Origin of the sequence: Campylobacter sp. S4:11 (assembly GCF_024723695.1) — a bacterium.
GTDB classification, from domain to species: Bacteria; Campylobacterota; Campylobacteria; order Campylobacterales; family Campylobacteraceae; genus Campylobacter_D; species Campylobacter_D jejuni_C.
Genome location: NZ_JANQDC010000001.1, coordinates 45,201 through 64,898 on the forward strand (window position 1 = coordinate 45,201; position 19,698 = coordinate 64,898).

The window sequence follows — 19,698 nt, forward strand, 5'->3', positions numbered from 1 at the left end:
AACTTTAGTGCTAATGGCTAGTGCAAATATTACACAACAAAATGCTAACTTGTATCAACAAAATATGCCTCAGCATAATCCTTATGCGCAAAATTATTACGGACTTTCTAAACCTATTATGGATAAAATTCAAAGTTCCTTTCCTAGAGCTTTTATTGTAGATGTAGATTGGGAAGAGTTTGGATATGAAATTAAACTAAGTAATAATATGGAAATGTTTTTTGATAGAAATGGAAATTTTTTAGGTCAAAAATGGGATGATTAATTAAAAGAGTTATTTGCTTTTAAATAAATAAACGCTACAATTTTCCAAATTCTAAAAAGGCAGATTTTAAAATGATTAATATTGGAATTCATGGAAGTAACGGGCGTATGGGCACTCAAATAAGACTTTGCTTAGAAGATGATGAGCAGGCAAAGGCTAGTGCGTTTTTTGATCAAGGATCAAATTATGAAGATTTTTTTAATAAATGTGATGTGATTATTGATTTTTCTACTCCAAAGGGTTGTGAGGATTTGCTTTTATACGCAAGAAGTAATCCTAAGCCTTTGGTGATAGGCACTACAGGTTTAGATGCTAAGCAAAATGAATTGATGCAAAGTGCAAGTATTACTATGCCTATTCTTTATGCAACTAATATGTCTTTGGGTGTGGCGATTTTAAAAAAACTTTCTTATTTAGCTAGTGAGGCTTTGAGAGATTTTGATATAGAAATACTTGAAATGCACCATAATAAGAAAAAAGATGCTCCAAGTGGTACTGCGATGACTTTAGCACAAAGTGTTGCAAAGGCTAGAAATTTAGACTTAGAAAAAGTTAGAGTAAGCGGTAGAGATGGGATTATTGGGCAAAGAAGCAAAGATGAAATTGCAGTGATGAGTTTAAGAGGTGGCGATATAGTGGGTTCACATAGGGTTGGTTTTTACAATGAAGGTGAATTTATAGAGTTAAATCATACCGCAACATCACGAGCTACTTTTGCAAAAGGTGCAATAAAATGTGCAAAATGGCTAGTTTCTCAAGAAAATGGCTTATATGATATAGATGATTGTTTAGGAATTTAAATGTGTGCAGTAGTTGGAGTAATTAATTCAAAAAATGCAAGTACGGTGGCTTATTATGCTTTATTTGCAATGCAGCACCGCGGACAAGAAGCAAGCGGGATTAGTGTAAGTGATGGTTTAAATATCAAAACTCATAAAGCTAAAGGTGAGGTTGGACAAATTTTTAATACTCAAATTTTAGCAGGATTAAAAGGTGAGATAGCTATAGGACATAATCGTTATTCTACGGCAGGAAATTCTTCTTTGCATGATGCACAGCCTGTTGCGGCTACTTGTTCTTTGGGGGATATTTCTTTAGTACATAATGGAAATTTAATTAATAAAGAAGAAGTTAGAAAAGAGCTAATTGATAGTGGCGCTATTTTTCACTCAAATATGGACACAGAAAATGTGGTACATTTAATAGCAAAAAGCAAAAAAGAAACTTTAAAAGATAGATTTATAGAAAGCTTGACTCAAAGCAAGGGAGCATATTGCTTTATGCTTGCTAGTAAAAATCAACTTTTTGTAGTAAGAGATCCTTACGGGGTTAGACCTTTGTCTTTAGGCAGATTAAAAGATGGCGGGTATATTGTAGTGAGTGAAACTTGTGCTTTTGATTTGATAGAGGCTGAATTTATTCGTGATGTAAAGCCAGGTGAGATGCTAGTTTTTACTCAAGGTAGTGATGAGTTTGAAAGTATTCAAGTTTTTGATAAGACAGATCCAAGAATTTGCGCATTTGAATATATTTATTTTGCTAGACCCGATAGTATTATAGAAGGTAAAAGCGTATATGAAGTGCGTAAAAAAATGGGTGAAGCCCTAGCTAAAAAATTTAAAGAAAAAGTGGATTTTGTAGTGCCAGTTCCAGATAGTGGCGTGAGTGCTGCTATAGGTTTTGCGCAATATTTAAAAATCCCACTTGAAATGGCAATAGTGAGAAATCATTACGTAGGCAGAACCTTTATAGAGCCAACTCAAGAAATGAGAAATTTGAAAGTAAAACTAAAACTCAATCCTATGAAAAAAGTTTTAGAAGGCAAAGATATAGTGGTGATTGATGATAGTGTGGTAAGAGGAACAACTTCTAAAAAAATCATCGCACTTTTAAAACAGGCAGGTGCAAGAAAAATCCATTTGGCTATAGCATGCCCAGAAATCAAATTTCCTGATATTTACGGTATAGATACTCCTACTTTTGAAGAACTAATCTCGGCTAATAAGAGCGTTGAAGAGGTTAGAGAATATACAGGCGCAGATAGCTTGACTTTTTTAGATATTGATGAATTAGTTTCAAGTATAGGCGATGAAAGAAAATATTCTTTGATTAGTTTCGATGGGGATTATTTTATTAAATAACCCTCATCTGCATTTTAATTGTTTGAATATCTTGTAACTTTGAAAATGAGGTGGCAACCCCACTTCAAATGAAAAATCTTTATAGGTATGCCCTGGTAAGTTTTTTGCAATATTTATATTATATGACGCATCTCTTTGTTGTTGGTTTGCTCTTTTGATACTATCAAAATTTTGTTGATTAAAAATTTCGCCACTAACTTCATGTTTTTTATTATCATCAATTATTCTAAGCTCTAAAAAACACTCTGAAAGCTTAAAATTAGTGTCGTTGGTAATTCTACCTTTGACTATAATGCTTTCTGTTGCTAAGCGTCTGTAGGTTGAAAAATTACTCAAACTTGCCTTTTTAGTGTATTGATCTATGGTTAGCAGTAGTGAGATGGTTAAAATTAAAGCAAGTATAAAACTTACTACGCAAAAAATAATCATATATTTTTTATTTTGAACTTTTAAGTAAAGTAAAACCCAAGTCAAGCCTGTGGAAGCTAACATAATGAAAATGATTAGAATATGAAAAAAATTAAAATATCCCATTTAAAAACACTTAGAATAAATTTTAATGTCAAAATTTTGACCTTCCTTAAAATCGGAAAATTTGGTTTTAAAATTAATGGTTTGGTTAGGGTTTATTGTTTCTTCTATAATGGTAGATTTGCTTTTTAAAGGTTTTATATTGTGCAATAAATCTCTAAAACTATTATTTTCATCACTTTTTTTAAAGACTTCCACATTTAATTTGCAATATTTAAAACTTTTTTTAGAAGTGTTTGTTAAGCTGTAATCAACACTTAATGAGGTGTCATATACAAAGTATTGTACATGATCTAAATTAGTTATTCTAGATCTTACTTTGGTGTCAATTAAAAAATATCCCAAATATGCAATACTAATTGAACATAAAATTCCTAAAAAAATAACCATAAAAGCAAAAGCAGGTTTATTTCTAATAATTAAAGCAATAAATAAAGTGATAATAAAAAAAAATACAACCAAAGCTATTAGTAAAAAATCAATCAAGTGCAAATGGGTTGTATAAAAAACCATTTGCTCTCGAAAATACTGAACATTCATCAACTAATCTTTTAATTAGCTACCGAGCTCGTTCTTTTGTTATCTTTACTATCAACCCAAATATTTGGCACAGCTCCACCAGGTGTTAAGAAAATTTTAGCATCTTTGTTAACCTTAAGAGCCTCATTAAATTGCTTTTGAGTTTCGATTTGCTTTAAATCAAGTAAAGGATTGTTTAAACTTTTTGCTATTTCTCTGTTTGAATATGCTTGAGCATCAGCTTCAATTTTAACTGCACTCGCTCTACCTTTAGCACTAATAATGGTTGCATTTGCTTCCCCCTCAGCTAAAGCTGCTTTTTTAAGTGCTTCTTGGTTAGCTCTTTCAACCTCATATTTAGTTCTTTCAGCTTCTTGTTTGGCAATTTGCACTCTTTCGATTTGCTCTTTTACTTTTATAGGTAAGATAATTTCTCTAAGCTGTACTGCTTGGAGTTCAGCAGGTTCATTTGGTTGGCTTTCTATAGTTTTTCTAATGCCTTGATCAATTTGCACTGCTATGGTGTTACGATTTGTTGGAAGTTCTTCCGCAGTATATTGACCTACTACATTTCTTACTACATCTCTTACAACTGGATCAATGATTTTATTTTCCCAATTAAGCCCCCAAGTAGCTATGGTTTGAGGAACTTGCAAAGGATTTAATCTATATTGAACGGTTACATCAATAGATACGGGCAAACCTCTTGAATCAAGTACTGAAATACTATTTTTATTTACAACTCCTGAGCCTATTTGTAAATTTTCATTTACGCCTTCAATGGAAGCATAATTAATTTGTCTTACTCTAGTATCTACTATAGTGATTTTTTGCAATACTGGCATAAAAAAATGAAGTCCTGGCTCAAGCGGAGTAGGACTGTATTTACCCGTGGTAGACTTGATCCCCATTTCCCCTGAATTAACTATTGCAAAAGGTTTAAAAAGTGCAAAAACTAAAATAATCGCAATCGCACTATAAATTAATGGAGAAAATTTTCCAAAACCCTTGAAATTAAAATCAGGAGCTTTGAAATTTAAATTTTGCTTATTGTTGTTTTGATTGTTTTTTTTATTAAAATAATCATTCAAATCAGCTGGCATTTAGTTCCTTTATTAAATATAAGTTAGCATAGAAGCGTATTTTTCATTGCGTCCATAAACTATATCAAAATACGCATTTTGAAGCTTTGTTGTTAGCTCACCTCTTTTTCCATTTCCTATAATTCTTGCATCAATATTATTTATCGGAGTTATTTCTGCTGCAGTTCCTGTGAAAAATGCTTCATCGGCCACATAAACTTCATCTCTTGAAATTCTTTGGCGCATTACGCTTATGCCCAAATCATGTGCAATTTTTAAAACAGTATCTTGAGTGATACTTTTTAATGAAAAATCATTTGGCGGGGTGATTAATTTTCCATCTTTAACCATAAAAAAGCACTCGCCTGTTCCTTCTGCTACAAAACCCTCTTCATCAAGCATTAAAGCTTCTTCATATCCTGCTTCTATAGCTTCATATTTAGCCATTTGAGAATTCAAGTAATTTGCGCTTGCTTTGGCTTTACCTAAGCTAGATTTTACACTATTTCTAGCAAAAGAAGAAATTTTAACCTTAATACCTTTTTCCAAGCCTTCTTCGCCCAAATAAGCACCCCATTCCCAAGCAGCAATAGCCACTCTAACAGGAGCTTTAGCATGATAAACTCCCATTGTTCCATCACCTAAAAAGATCAATGGGCGCAAATAAGTGTTATTTTGAAAATCATTTGCTCTTAAAAGTTCAACTTGCGCATTTTCAAGTTCTTCTTGAGAAAAAGGTGAGTTGATTAAAGTGATTTTTGCAGACTCTAAAAGTCTTTTAGTATGTTCTTTTAATCTAAAAATTGCTAAACCATTTTGTGTTTTATAAGCTCTTGTTCCTTCAAAAACTGCATTTGCATAATGTAATGAATGTGTTAAAACATGAATTTTTGCATCATCAAAATTAATGATTTTTCCATCCATCCAAATTTTTTTTGCCCTAATCATAACCAAGCCTTTATTGAAAATAAAACTAATTTTATCAAAAATATACTAATAATTGCTAGAATATAGTAAAATTCTTTATTTAAAGCAAGGAAAAACAATGCCTATTATTAATATAAAACTTGCTAAACCAGAATTTAGCAAAGCGCAAAAAGAAGAGTTGATAGCAGATATTACAGAGCTTTTACATACAAAATATAATAAGCCAAAGCAAAATATAGTCATAATGCTAGAAGATATTGAGCCATATAATATTGCTTTTGGTGGTGAAAGTGTAGAAAAATTAAGAATGAAAGGTAAAAAATGAAAGAATTACAAATTGGTGATAAAGCCCCGGTTTTTGAACTTTTAAATCAAGATGGAGTTAAAATTTCTCTAAGTGATTTTTTGGGTAAAAAAATTATTTTGTATTTTTATCCAAAAGATAATACCCCAGGTTGTACTACACAAGCTTGTGAATTTAGTCAAAGTTATGATGATTTTTTAGGACAAAATGCTGTGATTATAGGTATTAGTCCAGATAGTGTGAAATCACATGAAAATTTCATAAAAAAATATGATTTAAAACACACTTTGTTAAGTGATAGTGAAAAAGAAATTTGCAAACTCTATGGTGCTTGGGGTTTAAAGAAAAATTATGGAAAAGAGTATGAAGGGCTTATAAGATCTACTTTTGTAATTGATGAGGAAGGAAATATCGCAAAAATTTATAAAAATGTAAAAGCTAAAGATCATGCTTTTAAGGTGTTAAAAGAATTATGCTAGTGCATATTTGTTGTAGCGTGGATAGTCATTATTTTATACAAGAATTAAGCAAAGCCTATCCTGATGAGAAAATCATCGGGTATTTTTATGATCCAAACATCCATCCATATAGTGAGCATGAACTTAGATTTTTAGATGTTAAGCGTAGTTGTGATAAATTAGGCATTAAACTTTATAAGGGTGAATATGAGTATGAAAAATGGCTTGAGAGTGTAAAGGGCTATGAGGATGAGCCTGAAAAAGGCGCAAGATGTCAAATTTGTTTTGATTTTAGAATGCATAAAAGTGTTGAATTTGCCCAAAAAATAGGAGAAAAAAAACTTACAACAACTCTTTTAACATCTCCTAAAAAAGATTTAGAGCAATTAAAATTAGCTTTACAAAAAGAATGTGATAAATTTGGCATAGAGTTTTTAGCACCTGATTTTAGAAAAAATGGAGGCACACAAAGACAATTTGCCCTAGCAAAGCAAGATATGCTTTATCATCAAAATTATTGTGGTTGTATTTATGCGCTTTCTAAACAAAAAGGTCAAAAAGCCTTTATAGATGAGCTGATGAGTCCTATTAATAAACAAATATTGCCTTCAAGTATAGAAGAAAAAATAAAATTTTATAACCAAGTAAAAAGTTTAGAAAAAAAAGGCATTAAATTTGAAATTCAAAGAGAGAAATTTTTAAATTATCGTTTGTTAAGAGCTTTGATAAAACAAAACAAACAAGCCATAAAAACTCATGTTTTATTTTACTCACATTTTAAAAATTCTTATACCAAATTTAGTATTTTAGATGAGGGTTTAAAGTATTATAAAAGTGCAAAGGATGAGATTAATTTATGGAGTTTTGATTATTTTAATAGCTTATGTAAAATGCGATTTAAAAATTACGAAGATTTTTTACAAAATCCTTTAAAAATAGAGCAAGAAATCAAAATAAGGCAAAAGCATTTTGGTGCTTATGATCTTTCACCGGTGATTATTGTTGAAAATATTATTAAAGGCGCTTATGAATTTATGGCAAAAAGTGAAATTTATTTTGATAGTAAAGAAAAGATTGTGAAGTTATAAAACTTAATTAATTTATTAATATTTTTTTTGTAAAATCTGAATTTTGAATATATTTTAAGGCTAAATTTATGATAGATGTAATGCAAATTCAAAAAATTTTACCACATAGGTATCCATTTTTACTTGTAGATAAAATCGTAGAATTAAAAAACAAAGAAGTTGTTAGAGGTTATAAAAATATTAGTATAAGCGATCATGTTTTTATGGGGCATTTTCCAGATCATCCAATTTATCCAGGTGTGTTAATTTTAGAAGGTATGGCGCAAACTGGAGGGGTTTTAGCGTTTGAAAGTATGGATGATAAAGTAGATCCAAGTACTAAAGTAGTATATTTTACAGGTATTGATAATGCTAAATTTAGAAATCCAGTGCGTCCAGGCGATAGACTTGATTATGAAATGAGTGTGGTGAAAAATCGCGGAAATATGTGGATTTTTCAAGGAAAAGCTTTTGTAGATGGACAATTAGTAGCAGAAGCTGAACTTAAAGCTATGATAGTAGATAAATGATGAGCAAAATTCATCCAAGTGCAGTTATAGAAGATGGAGCTATTATAGCAGATGATGTTGTAGTAGAAGCTTATGCTTATGTTGGTAAAAATGCCAATATAGGTGCAAATACTATCATCAAACAAGGTGCAAGAATTTTACCCAATGTAACTATAGGTGAGAATTCTAAAGTGTTTTCTTATGCCATAGTTGGAGATATCCCACAAGATATATCTTATAAAGATGAGATAAACTCAGGCGTTATCATAGGAAAAAATGCGGTTATTAGAGAATTTGTTACTATTAATTCAGGTACAGCTAAGGGCGATGGATTTACAAGAATAGGTGATAATGCTTTTATCATGGCTTATTCTCATATTGCACATGATTGTACTTTAGGAGATCATATCATCTTAGCAAACAATGCTACTTTAGCAGGTCATGTAGAACTTGGAGATTATACCGTAGTAGGTGGGCTTACTCCAATACATCAATTTGTAAAAGTAGGCGAGGGGTGTATGATAGCAGGTGCTAGTGCGCTTTCTCAAGATGTGGTGCCATTTTGTTTAGCTGAGGGAAATCGTGCAAGCATTAGAAGTTTAAATTTAGTAGGGATTAGAAGACGTTTTGACAAAGAAGAAGTAGATGTTTTAAGCAAGGCTTTTAAATTTTTATTCAGACAAGGAAATCTAAAAGATAATGCTTTAAATTTATTAGAAAGTACTTCTAGTGAAAATGTTAAAAAAATGTGTAATTTTATCTTAGAAACAAAAAGAGGAATTCCTATATATAAGGAAAAGAACCATGGTTAAAAGATGTAGTTTTTGCAATGAAATAGAAACAAGTGAAAGAAGAATTTTAGTAAATGATTATAATAATGCCTTTATATGTGAGTATTGTGCTGAAAGTGCTTGCAATATTTTCTTTGGAGAGGAAAAAGAGCTAAAAAATAAAGAAGTTGATAAAGAAAATTTTAAAGACATAACTCCTAAAGAATTAAAAGCATATTTAGATAAATATGTCATCGGACAAGATAGAGCTAAAAAAATCTTTAGTGTAGGGGTGTATAATCACTACAAAAGGCTTTTTAGATCTGACTTAGAAGATGATGATACAGAATTAGCAAAATCAAATATTTTATTAGTAGGTCCAACAGGAAGTGGAAAAACTTTGTTGGCGCAAACTTTAGCTAGATTTTTAGATGTGCCTATTGCAATTTGCGATGCGACTTCTTTAACTGAAGCAGGTTATGTAGGAGAAGATGTTGAAAATATTCTTACTCGTCTTTTGCAAGCTGCTGATGGAGATGTACAAAGAGCACAAAAAGGGATTATATTTATCGATGAGATAGATAAAATTGCAAGAATGGGTGAAAATCGCTCTATTACAAGAGATGTGAGTGGTGAGGGCGTGCAACAAGCTTTACTTAAAATCATTGAAGGATCTTTGGTAAATATCCCACCAAAAGGCGGTAGAAAACATCCAAATCAAGACTTTATACAAATAGATACAACTAATATTTTATTTGTGTGTGGTGGGGCTTTTGATGGTATTGGTGATATTATTAAAAGAAAACTAGGCGATAATGTCATGGGATTTTTTACTGATGATAAAAAAGATGAAAAAGAAGCCTTGCTTCAAAGGCTAGAGCCTGATGATTTGGTGCATTTTGGGCTTATTCCTGAGCTTATAGGAAGATTACATGTGCTTGCTTCTTTAGAAGAGCTTGATGAAGAAAGCATGGTGCGTATTTTGACAGAGCCAAAAAATGCCATTATTAAACAATATCAAAAACTTTTTGCTATTGATAATGTGGAATTAAAATTTGAAGATGAAGCACTAAGAGAGATTGCTAAGCTTTCATTAGAGCGTAGAACAGGGGCTAGAGGTTTAAGAAGTATTATTGAAGAGATGATGGTAGATTTGATGTTTGATTTGCCAGAGTATAATGGATATAGCATAGTAATTACTAAAGAAGTGATCAAAGAAGGTGCAAAACCTTTATTTATAAAAAATAAAAAAGTTAAAGGCTGAGAATGATTTTAGATCAAATAATTGGATTTTTTTCAAGTGATATGGGGATTGACTTAGGTACTGCAAATACTTTAGTTTTGGTAAAAGATAAAGGTATAGTGATTGATGAACCTTCGGTTGTTGCAGTAGAGCGTGAAAGATATGGTAGGGTTAAAATTTTAGCTGTTGGAAAAGAAGCTAAGGAAATGGTAGGAAAAACCCCAGGTAATATCGAAGCAATCCGTCCTATGAAAGATGGTGTGATTGCTGATTTTGATATGACTGAAAAAATGATCCGTTATTTTATAGAAAAAACTCATAGAAGAAAATCTTTTTTAAGACCTAGAATTATCATTTCAGTTCCTTATGGATTAACCCAAGTAGAAAGAAAAGCAGTTAGAGAAAGTGCTTTGAGTGCGGGTGCTAGAGAAGTATTTTTGATAGAAGAACCTATGGCAGCAGCTATTGGTGCGAATTTACCAATCAGAGAGCCTCAAGGGAGCTTGGTGGTAGATATTGGCGGTGGCACAACTGAAATTGGCGTTACTTCTTTAGGTGGACTTGTAATATCAAAATCAATTCGCACAGCTGGCGATAAGCTTGATACTAGCATAGTAAATTATGTAAAAGAAAAATACAACCTTGTCATAGGTGAAAGAACGGGCGAGGAGATTAAAATCGCAATAGGCTCAGCAGTTCAGCTCCCAAAAGAGCTTTCTATGGTGGTTAAAGGGCGTGATCAAGTAACAGGATTGTTAAATAGAATTGAACTAACAAGTGAAGATGTAAGAGAGGCTATGCGTGAGCATTTAAAAGAAATCGCTGATGCTTTAAAAATCGTTCTTGAAATGATGCCACCTGATCTTGCGGCAGATATTGTTGAAAATGGTGTTGTTTTAACAGGAGGTGGAGCTTTAATACGTGGGCTTGATAAATATTTATCTGAAATTGTAAAACTTCCAGTATATGTAGCTGATGAGCCACTTTTAGCAGTTGCAAAAGGTACGGGTAAAGCTTTAGAAGAAATTTCATTATTACACCAGCTAACGAATGAAGAGTAAAATTCTTAGCGTTTTAATATTATCTTTTTTAGTATTTATTTCGTTTTATTATGGAGATGTAATAAAACGAAATGTTTTAGATTTAAACATTGCTATTGTTAATCAATTTTCTCAAAGTATTGATCTTTTAAAAAATAAATTCAACGAACATTTTAATCAAGCTGAAGAAATTAGAACTTTAAGAGAAAGAAATGCCGAGCTTGAGAAAAACAATATCTACATGAAAAACTTTGCTAATGAGCTAAATAACATTTTAAGCGATAAAAACTCAAGTTTTTATTATCCTAGTGTGAGCATAGTTAAGGCAACTTCTTATGCTCAAATTAGTGATTATCATAAGGTTTGGCTTGATGTTGACTATAAAGGAAAAATCAAAGGTTTAATTTATAATGGCTATACAGCAGGTATAGTTATAGAAAAAAATGGCAGAGCTTTGGGCCTTTTGCAAGGTGATGAGGAATGTATTTTTTCTGTTTACATAGGTAAAGAGCAAGCACCAGGTATAGCTTATGGAAGAAATGATTATGTTTTAGTTAAATATATCCCTAAATGGCTTGAGCTTAAAATGGGTGATAAGGTTTATACAAGTGGCTTAGATGAGATTTTCTTTTCAGGAATTCCAGTGGGAGAAATTTTTAAAATAGAAGAAGAGGGTGCTTATCAAAATGCTTATGTTAAACCTTATGTTAAAATGAAAACACCAAGTTATTTTTATATGGTAGAAAATTAATAGTAAAAAATTATTTATTTTAATTGATATAAATTATTATTTATAATTAAATATTACAATAGCTTCTAAGTTTGAAACTAGGAGCTTTAATGAAAAAATATATTAGCAGTTGTTTGGCTATTTGCTGTTTAAGTGGTGCTATTTATGCAAATGAAGTAGAATATGATGCACAAAAAATAGCAGATATTTTTTATCAACTTAATGCAGATCCTAAAAATCCAAAATCAAAAGTTAATCATGTAAAGGGCTTTTGTGCTATGGGAACTTTTGAGCCAGATTTGTCTATCAATAAAGAAGTTGATGTACCTTTATTAACACACAAAAGCTTACCAATCCAAGTAAGATATTCTTTAGGCGGGGCTTTTAAAGATGATAAAAGCAAAACAAGAGGCATGGCTATTAGAATTACTGATCCTAAAGATTCTGCTTCTTGGACTATGGTTATGCTAAATACAGAAATAAATTTCGCAAAAAATCCTAAAGAATTCGGTCAGTTTTTTGAAATGAGACTTCCTGTAAATGGTAAAGTCGATCAAGAAAAAATAAGCAAAATGATACAAGAAGTTGATTCTTATAGAAATTTTGCTGCATATACTGATAAAATTGGTATTAGTAAAAGTGTAGCAAATACTCCATTTTTTAGTATTCATACTTTTTATTTTAAACAAGCAGATAGAGAAAACTATTTACCAGCAAGATGGAAATTAGTTCCAAGTGAAGGTGTGGCATATTTAAATGAAGCACAAATGAAAAGTGCAAGTAGTGATTTTTTAAAAGAAGATTTTCAAAATCGCATAAAGGCTAATAAACCGGTGGAATATAAAATGTATTTAGTATATGCAAATAAAAATGATATTACCAATGAAACAACGGCTTTATGGAGTGGTAAGCACAAAGAAAGTCTAGTTGGGACTTTTAAGGTTAATGCCTTGAGCGATGAAGATTGTAATTTTGATGTATATTTTCCTTCGGATGTACCTCAAGGGGTTAATCCACCACAAGATCCTTTATTTGATATAAGAAATGAAGCTTATGCTATAACTTTTGGTAAGCGTCAATAAATTTTTTAGCTCTTTAAGAGCTAAATTCTTTGTTAAATTCAACTTCTAAAAAACTTATATTTGTTATAATTTGGCTAAAAATTCAGCTTAGGAAAATACATGCCAAAAAGAACAGATATAAAAAATATATTATTAATAGGCAGTGGGCCTATCGTTATAGGTCAAGCTTGTGAGTTTGATTACTCAGGGACTCAAGCAGCAAAAACCTTAAAAGAGCTAGGTTATAGAGTAGTTTTGATTAATTCTAATCCAGCTACGATTATGACAGATCCTGAATTTGCTGATGCAACTTACATAGAACCAATTACCAAAGAAAGTATTCTAAGTATTATCAAAAAAGAAAAAATCGATGCGATTTTACCTACTATGGGTGGTCAAGTTGCTTTGAATGTTGCTATGGAAGTTTATGAAAGTGGTGAGCTTGCAGATGTAAAATTTTTAGGTGCAAACCCTGAAGCGATAAAAAAAGGCGAAGATAGACAAGTTTTTAAAGAATGTATGAAAAAAATTGGTATGGATTTGCCAAAATCTATGTATGCGTATAATTATGAAGAAGCTTTAAAAGCTGTTGATGAGATTGGTTTTCCTTTGATGATTAGAGCTTCTTTTACCTTAGGTGGTGCAGGAAGTGGCGTGGTGTATAATATGGATGAGTTTGCAGAACTTGCAAATACCGCTTTAGCGCTAAGCCCTATCCATGAAATTTTAATCGAAGAAAGCTTGCTTGGTTGGAAAGAATACGAAATGGAGGTTATCAGAGATAAAAATGATAATTGTATTATCGTTTGCTCTATTGAAAATGTTGATCCTATGGGGGTTCATACGGGCGATTCTATTACTATAGCTCCTGCTTTAACTTTGACTGATAAAGAATACCAAGCAATGCGTAATGCTTCTTTTGCGATTCTAAGAGAAATCGGAGTAGATACAGGCGGATCAAATGTGCAATTTGCTATCAATCCAACTAATGGTAGAATGATAGTTATTGAAATGAATCCTAGGGTTTCAAGATCTTCAGCCTTAGCTAGTAAAGCTACGGGCTATCCTATAGCTAAGGTAGCTACGCTTTTAGCAGTTGGATTTAGTTTAGATGAGATTAAAAATGATATCACAGGAACTCCTGCTTCATTTGAACCGGTAATTGATTATATCGTAACTAAAATTCCTCGTTTTACTTTTGAAAAATTCCCAAATGCAAACACAGAGCTTGGCACTGCTATGAAAAGTGTGGGTGAGGTTATGGCTATAGGGAGAACTTTTAAAGAAAGCATTCAAAAAGCACTTTGCTCACTTGAGAGAAATTTAAGCGGGTTTGATACTATAGAATGTGATAAAAATGAGCTTTTGGCAAAAATTCGCCAAGCTAATGAAAAACGCTTGCTTTATATAGCACAAGCTTTTAGGGAAGGTTTTAGCACACAAGAGCTTTTTGAGCTTTGCAAAATAGATCCTTGGTTTTTAAATCAAATCAAAGAAATAGTGGAATTTGAAAATCAAATAGATATGGATATTTTAAGCAATAAACAACTATTAAGAAAAGCTAAAACCTTAGGTTTTTCAGATAAAAAAATCGCTAGTTTGATTAATCAAAAAGATAATCTTGAGCTAAGCCAAAATGATATTTATTATGCAAGAATTAAACATAAAATCATCGCTCAATATAGCGAAGTAGATACTTGTGCGGGAGAATTTGAAGCGCTAACCCCGTATTTATACTCAAGTATTAATGCAAATGAAGCTACACAAGTAAAAGAAAGTAAAGATAAAAAAGATAAAAAAGTAATGATTATAGGTGGTGGGCCAAACCGCATAGGACAAGGCATTGAGTTTGATTATGCTTGTGTGCATGCTTCTTTTGCTCTAAAAGATATGGGCGTAAAAACTATAATGTATAATTGTAATCCAGAAACGGTTTCAACAGATTATGATACAAGTGATATTTTATACTTTGAGCCGATTGATTTTGAGCATTTAAGAGCGGTTATTGATAGAGAAAGACCAGATGGAGTGATAGTGCATTTTGGTGGTCAAACTCCGCTTAAATTTGCAAAACGCCTTAGTGCTTTTGGAGCAAAGATCATAGGAACAAGTGCAAGGGTGATAGATTTAGCTGAAGATAGAAAGAAATTTGCTAAATTTATTGAAGATCTAGGCATAAATCAACCTAAAAATGGCACAGCTATAAGCGTTGAAGAAGCGATTATAAAAGCAAATGAGATAGGTTATCCTGTGCTTGTTAGACCAAGCTATGTTTTGGGTGGTCGTGCAATGCGTGTGGTGCATGATGAGAGCGAGCTTAGGCTTTATATGCAAGAAGCCGTAGATGTGAGTGATAAATCTCCGGTATTAATTGATCAATTCTTAGACAATGCAACCGAACTTGATGTAGATGCAATAAGTGATGGAAAAGAAGTTTATGTAGCAGGTATTATGGAGCATATTGAAGAAGCAGGAATTCACTCAGGCGATAGTGCTTGTTCTTTACCTGCTGTAAATATTGATGAAGCTATGCTTGAAATGATTGAGCAAAAAACAAAAGATATTGCTTTAAATTTAGGAGTAGTAGGGCTTTTAAATATACAATTTGCTATCCATGATAATAAACTTTATATGATAGAAGTAAACCCAAGAGCTAGTAGAACTGTGCCTTTTGTGAGCAAGGCTACAGGAATTCCTTTAGCTAAGGTTGCAACCCGCGTGATGTGGCAAGGAAATTTAAGAGAAAGTTTGAAATTTTATGATACCTTTAAAGTGGTAGAGGAAAAAAATGGAATTTTAAGAGCTAAAAAACCAAAACACATTAGCGTAAAATCAGTGGTATTTCCTTTTGCCAAGCTTAGTGGAAGTGACCTTGAGCTTGGGCCTGAAATGCGCTCAACCGGTGAGGTTATGGGGGTAAGTAAAGACTTTGAAAACTCTTATGCAAAAAGCCAACTTGCTTCTTCAAATTTCTTACCAGAAAGTGGTAATGTGTTTTTATCATTAAGAGAGCAAGATAAAAAATATGCAGTAGATTTAGCTAATGAATACATTAAGCTAGGTTTTAAAATCATTGCTACAAGTGGAACTTATAAAATTTTACAAGAAGCAGGTTTGGAGTGTGAGTTTGTGCATAAAATTTCTGAAGGACGTCCAAATGTAGAGGATAAGTTAAAAAATTCTCAAATTCAACTTGCTATTAATACTAGCGATGAGCATAGTTTTAGAGGTGATACTAAAAAAATTAGAGCAAATATTTTACGCTTTAAAACTCCGTATTTTACAAACCTAAGAGCAGCGTATGCAGGTGCTAAAGCGATTAAAGCTATACAAAATAAATCGTGTCTTGAAGTAAAGAGTTTACAAGAATACTTAAAAGCATGATTTATCTTGCTCAAACTGATACAACAGCAGGGTTTTTAAGCAAGGACTTAAAAGCCCTTAATACTTTAAAAAAAAGGCCTTTAAGCCAAGATTGTTTGATTACCACAGCTAAATTTGGTGAGCTTAAAAAACTTACAAGAGTACCAAATCATTTTAAAAATACTATTAGAAAATCCAAAAAAACTACTTTTTTATATCCTAATTCTAAAGCAATACGCGTTGTAAAAGATTGTGCTCATGAGGAATTTTTAAAAGAGTTTGATTGGCTTTATTCTACTTCTGCAAATCTTCATGGAAAAAAATTTGATCTAAATTGGGCTATGCAAAATGCAGATAAAATAGTAGATGAAAAGTTTTTTGAAAGTGGAGCCTCAAAGATTTTTAAACTTCGAGGCGTTAAAAAAGTTAAACTGCGTTAATTTCCAAGCGGCCAAAATACTTTTGGCTCTTCGCCGATTTTTGCTTGTCCATGATACATTCCAAGTTTATCTTTAGTCCAAGCATAACCAACTTTTCCATTTTTATCTATAGAGATGATTCCACCTGTGCCACCAAGTTTTGCAACTTGTTTGATAGTTTCTTCAGCTGCTTTTTGCACTGAAAGTTTTTTGTATTTATACAAAGATGCAACTTCATGAGCTGCAGCTACTCTTATGTAAATATCACCTGTCCCTGTGCAAGAAATTGCTACTGAGTCATTATTTGCATAATTTCCTGCCCCTATGATAGGAGAATCCCCAATGCGTCCTGTCATTTTATTTGTAGTGCCACCTGTGCTTGTACCTGCTGCTAGGTTGCCATTTTTGTCTAAAGCTATTGCACCTACTGTGCCTAAATATGGCTCAGTGCTTACACCAAGATGAGCTTTGGCTTTGTCACTATCTAATAAAACCTCCTTGCTTTTTTTAGCTTCTTGAAGTTGTTTGTATCTGTGTTCTGTAAAGAAGTATTTTTGTCCTACTATTTCTAAGCCATGTTTTTTGGCTAATTTATCTGCTCCCTCTCCCGCTATTAAAGTATGAGGTGTTTTTTCCATAACAAGTCTTGCTGCTTCTATAGGATTTTTAATCGTCCTAGCCATAGCAACTGCACCTGCTTTTAAATTTTTTCCATCCATTAAAGATGCATCAAGTTCATTAAATCCATCAGAAGTAAAAACAGCGCCTTTTCCAGCATTAAATTCAGGACTATCTTCCATTACTTTAATGGCAGCTATAACTGCATCAACCGAGCTTCCTCCTTTTTCAAGTATGCTTTGACCCGCTTTTAAAGATTCTTTCATTACCTTTTCTCTTTTGGTAAATTCTTCTTTAGTAAGTCCTAAGCCACTTGTCCCACCGTGTATAACGATAATAGGCTCAAAATCTTTTGCAAAAGTATTATTGCTTGTTAAAAATGCTAAACTAGCTAATACTAATAAAGCTTTTTTGCTACCTGCTAAAAATTTCATATTTATCTCCTTTTTTTGTAAGCTATGTATTATATTAAATATATATTAAATAAAAATTAATTTAAAATAATAAATGTGAAAAAACAAAACAAATAATTTATATTTTCTGTAAAATATTTAATATAAAGATAATATTTTATATAGTTATATTACAATAGACATAACTATGTTAAATTGGAGGTAAAATGATATTTAAAACAATTATTGCAAGAAGAATTTCTATATATACTGCTTTGATTTTGTGTATAGGTTTTGGGGTTTTTGTGGGGTTAAATTATTATTCTTCTAAAAGAGATATTTTACAAAGTATTACACATGGAAAACAAGAAAGTGTCAAAAATGGTAGAAGTTTTACCGAGCTTTATTTTAATTCTAAGAAAGAAGATATAGAAAAAATAACTCAAAGTATTACTTCCAATAAAGATTTGAGTGAAGATTATATCGCTGGTTTTTTAGAGCATGTTTTTACTTTATACTCTTTTACGGCTATTTATGTTGGGTATGAAAAGGATGGAAGTTTAATTGATGTGGATATTAATTCTAAAGGAAAGCATTTCTTTTTAAATCAAGAAAAAGATGGATTTGATGCTAGAACAAGGGATTGGTATAAACTTACAAAAGATACTAAAAAAATTAATATTTCAGATCCATTTGTGGATGTTGTGACTAAAAAAATGGTTGTATCTATAACAGCTCCTATAGAGATAAATGGAAAATTCTTAGGGGTATTGGCAGGTGAAATTTTTCTTGATGATATGCGAAAGGCTTTTGAGGGGTTAAAAATAACACCAAGTAATAGTGTATTTTTAATAAATGATAAAGGAAATTTAATAGCACATTCTTCAGGATATATTGATATTAACAAAGAAACCGAAATAGCAAATGCTATTAAAATGTTTATAGAAGTAGCAAGACTAACACCTAATGAACCAACAAATTTGATTGAATATACATTGAAAAATGATAAACGTGTAGCTGTATGTTTAAACACTACAAATGGAATGATGTTGTGTTCTGCAAATTCATTGAAAGATTATGACAATATTTTCAATAAGCTTTTGATAACACAAATTGTTTTTGGAATAATGTTTGTGTTGATTATTATTGCTATTTTAGGAGGAATGATAGATTATTTTCTTAAAAAGATTATTATTATTAAAAATACATTAGAGAGTTTTTTTGATAGTTTAAATTATAAAAAACAAATGGATTCTATAAAGATTAATCTTAAAGGAAATGATGAATTTTCAATTATAGCACGTGAAATTAGCGAAAGTATTGCAAATACTCAAAGTAATTTACACAAAGATCAAGAAGCAGTGATGGAAAGTGTGCAAAAAGTTAAGAAAATAGAATTAGGAGATTTATCTGTTAGAATTGAAAAAAACCCAGTAAATCCACAACTTATTGAATTGAAAAATATTCTAAATGAAATGCTAAAAGTTTTAGAAGAAAAAGTAGGATCTAACATCAATGAGCTTGATAGAGTGCTTGAAAGTTATAAGGCATTAGACTTTTCAACACAGGTTCAGAATGCAAAAGGTAATGTAGAAATTACAACAAATGTTTTAGGTGATGAAATTAAAAAAATGCTTATTTCTTCCTCTACTTTTGCAAAAGAACTAACTTTGCAAAGTGTAAAACTAGAAGAATCTATGCAAAAATTAGTAGATGGGACACACTCTCAATCTCAATCACTTGAAAAATCAATACACGCGGTAGATCAGATCAATATTTCCATGCAAAATGTGGGGGATAAAACAAAAGAAGTAGTAACACAAGCTGATAATATCAAAGAAATTGTGAATGTGATTAAAGATATAGCAGATCAAACTAATTTGCTAGCTTTAAATGCAGCTATTGAAGCTGCACGTGCGGGTGAACATGGCAGAGGTTTTGCGGTGGTGGCAGATGAGGTACGTCATTTAGCTGAAAAAACAGAGAAAAGCTTAGGGGAGATAGAAGCCAATGTTAATATTTTAGTTCAAAGTGTTAATGATGTTTCTATATCAATGCAAGAGCAAACACAGAGTATTACTCAAATTAATGATGCTATAGTTAATTTAGAAGATGTTACAAAGGAAAATGTAGAAATTGCTAATTTCACAAATGAAGCTACCAAAGCTGTAGGAAACATATCTCAATCTATATTAAAAGAGGTAGAAAGTAAGAAAATTTAATTTTATAGAGCTTATTGTTTTGTAAATTTAGCTATAA

General features: G+C 31.6%; 19 protein-coding genes and 2 pseudogenes. 16 read left to right on the plus strand and 5 right to left on the minus strand.

Going from position 1 to position 19,698, the window contains the following annotated elements; genetic code table 11:
- Nucleotides 1-13: 13 nt before the first annotated feature.
- From CAMP5053_RS00230 to purF, 3 genes are all read left to right on the plus strand, one after another.
- Nucleotides 14-265 carry a PepSY-like domain-containing protein gene (locus CAMP5053_RS00230; RefSeq protein ID WP_391527392.1) on the plus strand — a complete coding sequence of 84 codons (252 nt, stop codon included), beginning with the start codon at nt 14-16 and terminating at the stop codon, nt 263-265.
- A 71-nt stretch (nt 266-336) separates the two neighbouring features.
- Entirely contained in the window at nt 337-1,065 is a 729-nt protein-coding gene (gene dapB, locus CAMP5053_RS00235) for a 4-hydroxy-tetrahydrodipicolinate reductase (protein ID WP_047208648.1), read from the plus strand.
- Nucleotides 1,066-2,406: an amidophosphoribosyltransferase gene (gene purF / locus CAMP5053_RS00240; protein ID WP_087699734.1), complete on the plus strand. Its 1,341-nt coding sequence runs from the start codon at nt 1,066-1,068 to the stop codon at nt 2,404-2,406.
- A 3-nt stretch (nt 2,407-2,409) separates the two neighbouring features.
- Here purF and CAMP5053_RS00245 read toward each other — a convergent pair whose 3' ends face one another.
- Genes CAMP5053_RS00245 through ilvE form a run of 4 tightly spaced genes read right to left on the minus strand, consistent with a single transcriptional unit; the run spans nt 2,410 to nt 5,486 of the window.
- Entirely contained in the window at nt 2,410-2,940 is a 531-nt protein-coding gene (locus tag CAMP5053_RS00245; protein ID WP_087699732.1) for a DUF2393 family protein, read from the minus strand.
- A complete protein-coding gene (locus tag CAMP5053_RS00250) occupies nt 2,941-3,477 on the minus strand; it encodes a DUF2393 family protein (RefSeq protein WP_087699730.1) in 537 nt (178 codons plus the stop codon).
- An 11-nt stretch (nt 3,478-3,488) separates the two neighbouring features.
- Entirely contained in the window at nt 3,489-4,559 is a 1,071-nt protein-coding gene (locus CAMP5053_RS00255; RefSeq protein ID WP_087699728.1) for a prohibitin family protein, read from the minus strand.
- A 12-nt stretch (nt 4,560-4,571) separates the two neighbouring features.
- Entirely contained in the window at nt 4,572-5,486 is a 915-nt protein-coding gene (gene ilvE / locus CAMP5053_RS00260) for a branched-chain-amino-acid transaminase (RefSeq protein WP_087699726.1), read from the minus strand.
- Between the two features lie 97 nt (nt 5,487-5,583).
- Between ilvE and CAMP5053_RS00265 the strand changes: the two genes are divergently transcribed.
- From CAMP5053_RS00265 to CAMP5053_RS00315, 11 genes are all read left to right on the plus strand, one after another.
- On the plus strand, nt 5,584-5,790 hold the full coding sequence (locus tag CAMP5053_RS00265) for a tautomerase family protein (protein ID WP_087699724.1): 207 nt from the start codon (nt 5,584-5,586) through the stop codon (nt 5,788-5,790).
- Entirely contained in the window at nt 5,787-6,248 is a 462-nt protein-coding gene (bcp, locus tag CAMP5053_RS00270; protein WP_337217043.1) for a thioredoxin-dependent thiol peroxidase, read from the plus strand. The genes CAMP5053_RS00265 and bcp overlap by 4 nt, the downstream gene beginning before the upstream one ends.
- Entirely contained in the window at nt 6,242-7,315 is a 1,074-nt protein-coding gene (locus tag CAMP5053_RS00275; protein ID WP_337217044.1) for an epoxyqueuosine reductase QueH, read from the plus strand. Before bcp ends, CAMP5053_RS00275 begins: the two co-directional genes overlap by 7 nt.
- 68 nt (nt 7,316-7,383) lie before the next feature.
- Entirely contained in the window at nt 7,384-7,824 is a 441-nt protein-coding gene (gene fabZ, locus CAMP5053_RS00280; protein WP_039619275.1) for a 3-hydroxyacyl-ACP dehydratase FabZ, read from the plus strand.
- Nucleotides 7,824-8,615, plus strand: coding sequence for an acyl-ACP--UDP-N-acetylglucosamine O-acyltransferase (gene lpxA / locus CAMP5053_RS00285; protein WP_087685677.1), 792 nt, complete (start codon nt 7,824-7,826; stop codon nt 8,613-8,615). The genes fabZ and lpxA overlap by 1 nt, the downstream gene beginning before the upstream one ends.
- Nucleotides 8,608-9,837, plus strand: a complete 1,230-nt coding sequence (gene clpX / locus CAMP5053_RS00290; RefSeq protein ID WP_337217045.1) for an ATP-dependent Clp protease ATP-binding subunit ClpX — start codon at nt 8,608-8,610, stop codon at nt 9,835-9,837. Before lpxA ends, clpX begins: the two co-directional genes overlap by 8 nt.
- A gap of 2 nt (nt 9,838-9,839) precedes the next feature.
- Nucleotides 9,840-10,877, plus strand: a complete 1,038-nt coding sequence (locus tag CAMP5053_RS00295; RefSeq protein ID WP_012662095.1) for a rod shape-determining protein — start codon at nt 9,840-9,842, stop codon at nt 10,875-10,877.
- The gene (mreC, locus tag CAMP5053_RS00300; RefSeq protein ID WP_087699719.1) at nt 10,867-11,607 is read left to right on the plus strand and encodes a rod shape-determining protein MreC; all 741 of its coding nucleotides are present in this window, start codon (nt 10,867-10,869) and stop codon (nt 11,605-11,607) included. The genes CAMP5053_RS00295 and mreC overlap by 11 nt, the downstream gene beginning before the upstream one ends.
- A gap of 89 nt (nt 11,608-11,696) precedes the next feature.
- Nucleotides 11,697-12,668 (plus strand): catalase, encoded by a 972-nt coding sequence (locus CAMP5053_RS00305; RefSeq protein WP_337217046.1) that lies wholly within the window; start codon nt 11,697-11,699, stop codon nt 12,666-12,668.
- Nucleotides 12,669-12,767: 99 nt separating this feature from the next.
- On the plus strand, nt 12,768-16,031 hold the full coding sequence (carB, locus tag CAMP5053_RS00310) for a carbamoyl-phosphate synthase large subunit (protein WP_214099988.1): 3,264 nt from the start codon (nt 12,768-12,770) through the stop codon (nt 16,029-16,031).
- The gene (locus CAMP5053_RS00315) at nt 16,028-16,450 is read left to right on the plus strand and encodes a Sua5 YciO YrdC YwlC family protein (RefSeq protein WP_087699713.1); all 423 of its coding nucleotides are present in this window, start codon (nt 16,028-16,030) and stop codon (nt 16,448-16,450) included. The genes carB and CAMP5053_RS00315 overlap by 4 nt, the downstream gene beginning before the upstream one ends.
- Here the strand turns inward: CAMP5053_RS00315 and CAMP5053_RS00320 are convergent.
- A complete protein-coding gene (locus CAMP5053_RS00320) occupies nt 16,447-17,481 on the minus strand; it encodes an isoaspartyl peptidase/L-asparaginase family protein (RefSeq protein WP_087699711.1) in 1,035 nt (344 codons plus the stop codon). The two genes, CAMP5053_RS00315 and CAMP5053_RS00320, sit on opposite strands and share 4 nt — an antisense overlap.
- A 185-nt stretch (nt 17,482-17,666) precedes the next feature.
- On the opposite strand from CAMP5053_RS00320, the pseudogene CAMP5053_RS08570 reads away from it, so the two are divergent.
- A pseudogene (locus CAMP5053_RS08570) lies at nt 17,667-18,323 on the plus strand (cache domain-containing protein); the annotation flags it as partial.
- 936 nt (nt 18,324-19,259) lie between these two features.
- Nucleotides 19,260-19,661, plus strand: a pseudogene (locus CAMP5053_RS08575) (methyl-accepting chemotaxis protein); the annotation flags it as partial.
- Nucleotides 19,662-19,698 lie beyond the last annotated feature (37 nt).

Bases quoted from the DNA above. Each gene is read 5' to 3' on its own strand.
- CAMP5053_RS00230 (WP_391527392.1), top strand. From the start codon at position 14: ATGGCTAGTGCAAATATTACACAACAAAATGCTAACTTGTATCAACAA.
- dapB (WP_047208648.1), top strand. From the start codon at position 337: ATGATTAATATTGGAATTCATGGAAGTAACGGGCGTATGGGCACTCAA.
- CAMP5053_RS00255 (WP_087699728.1), bottom strand. From the start codon at position 4,559: ATGCCAGCTGATTTGAATGATTATTTTAATAAAAAAAACAATCAAAAC.
- CAMP5053_RS00305 (WP_337217046.1), top strand. From the start codon at position 11,697: ATGAAAAAATATATTAGCAGTTGTTTGGCTATTTGCTGTTTAAGTGGT.
- CAMP5053_RS00295 (WP_012662095.1), top strand. From the start codon at position 9,840: ATGATTTTAGATCAAATAATTGGATTTTTTTCAAGTGATATGGGGATT.
- CAMP5053_RS00250 (WP_087699730.1), bottom strand. From the start codon at position 3,477: ATGAATGTTCAGTATTTTCGAGAGCAAATGGTTTTTTATACAACCCAT.
- CAMP5053_RS00315 (WP_087699713.1), top strand. From the start codon at position 16,028: ATGATTTATCTTGCTCAAACTGATACAACAGCAGGGTTTTTAAGCAAG.
- CAMP5053_RS00320 (WP_087699711.1), bottom strand. From the start codon at position 17,481: ATGAAATTTTTAGCAGGTAGCAAAAAAGCTTTATTAGTATTAGCTAGT.
- CAMP5053_RS00275 (WP_337217044.1), top strand. From the start codon at position 6,242: ATGCTAGTGCATATTTGTTGTAGCGTGGATAGTCATTATTTTATACAA.
- clpX (WP_337217045.1), top strand. From the start codon at position 8,608: ATGGTTAAAAGATGTAGTTTTTGCAATGAAATAGAAACAAGTGAAAGA.
- fabZ (WP_039619275.1), top strand. From the start codon at position 7,384: ATGATAGATGTAATGCAAATTCAAAAAATTTTACCACATAGGTATCCA.
- ilvE (WP_087699726.1), bottom strand. From the start codon at position 5,486: ATGATTAGGGCAAAAAAAATTTGGATGGATGGAAAAATCATTAATTTT.
- mreC (WP_087699719.1), top strand. From the start codon at position 10,867: ATGAAGAGTAAAATTCTTAGCGTTTTAATATTATCTTTTTTAGTATTT.
- CAMP5053_RS00245 (WP_087699732.1), bottom strand. From the start codon at position 2,940: ATGGGATATTTTAATTTTTTTCATATTCTAATCATTTTCATTATGTTA.
- purF (WP_087699734.1), top strand. From the start codon at position 1,066: ATGTGTGCAGTAGTTGGAGTAATTAATTCAAAAAATGCAAGTACGGTG.
- lpxA (WP_087685677.1), top strand. From the start codon at position 7,824: ATGAGCAAAATTCATCCAAGTGCAGTTATAGAAGATGGAGCTATTATA.
- carB (WP_214099988.1), top strand. From the start codon at position 12,768: ATGCCAAAAAGAACAGATATAAAAAATATATTATTAATAGGCAGTGGG.
- bcp (WP_337217043.1), top strand. From the start codon at position 5,787: ATGAAAGAATTACAAATTGGTGATAAAGCCCCGGTTTTTGAACTTTTA.
- CAMP5053_RS00265 (WP_087699724.1), top strand. From the start codon at position 5,584: ATGCCTATTATTAATATAAAACTTGCTAAACCAGAATTTAGCAAAGCG.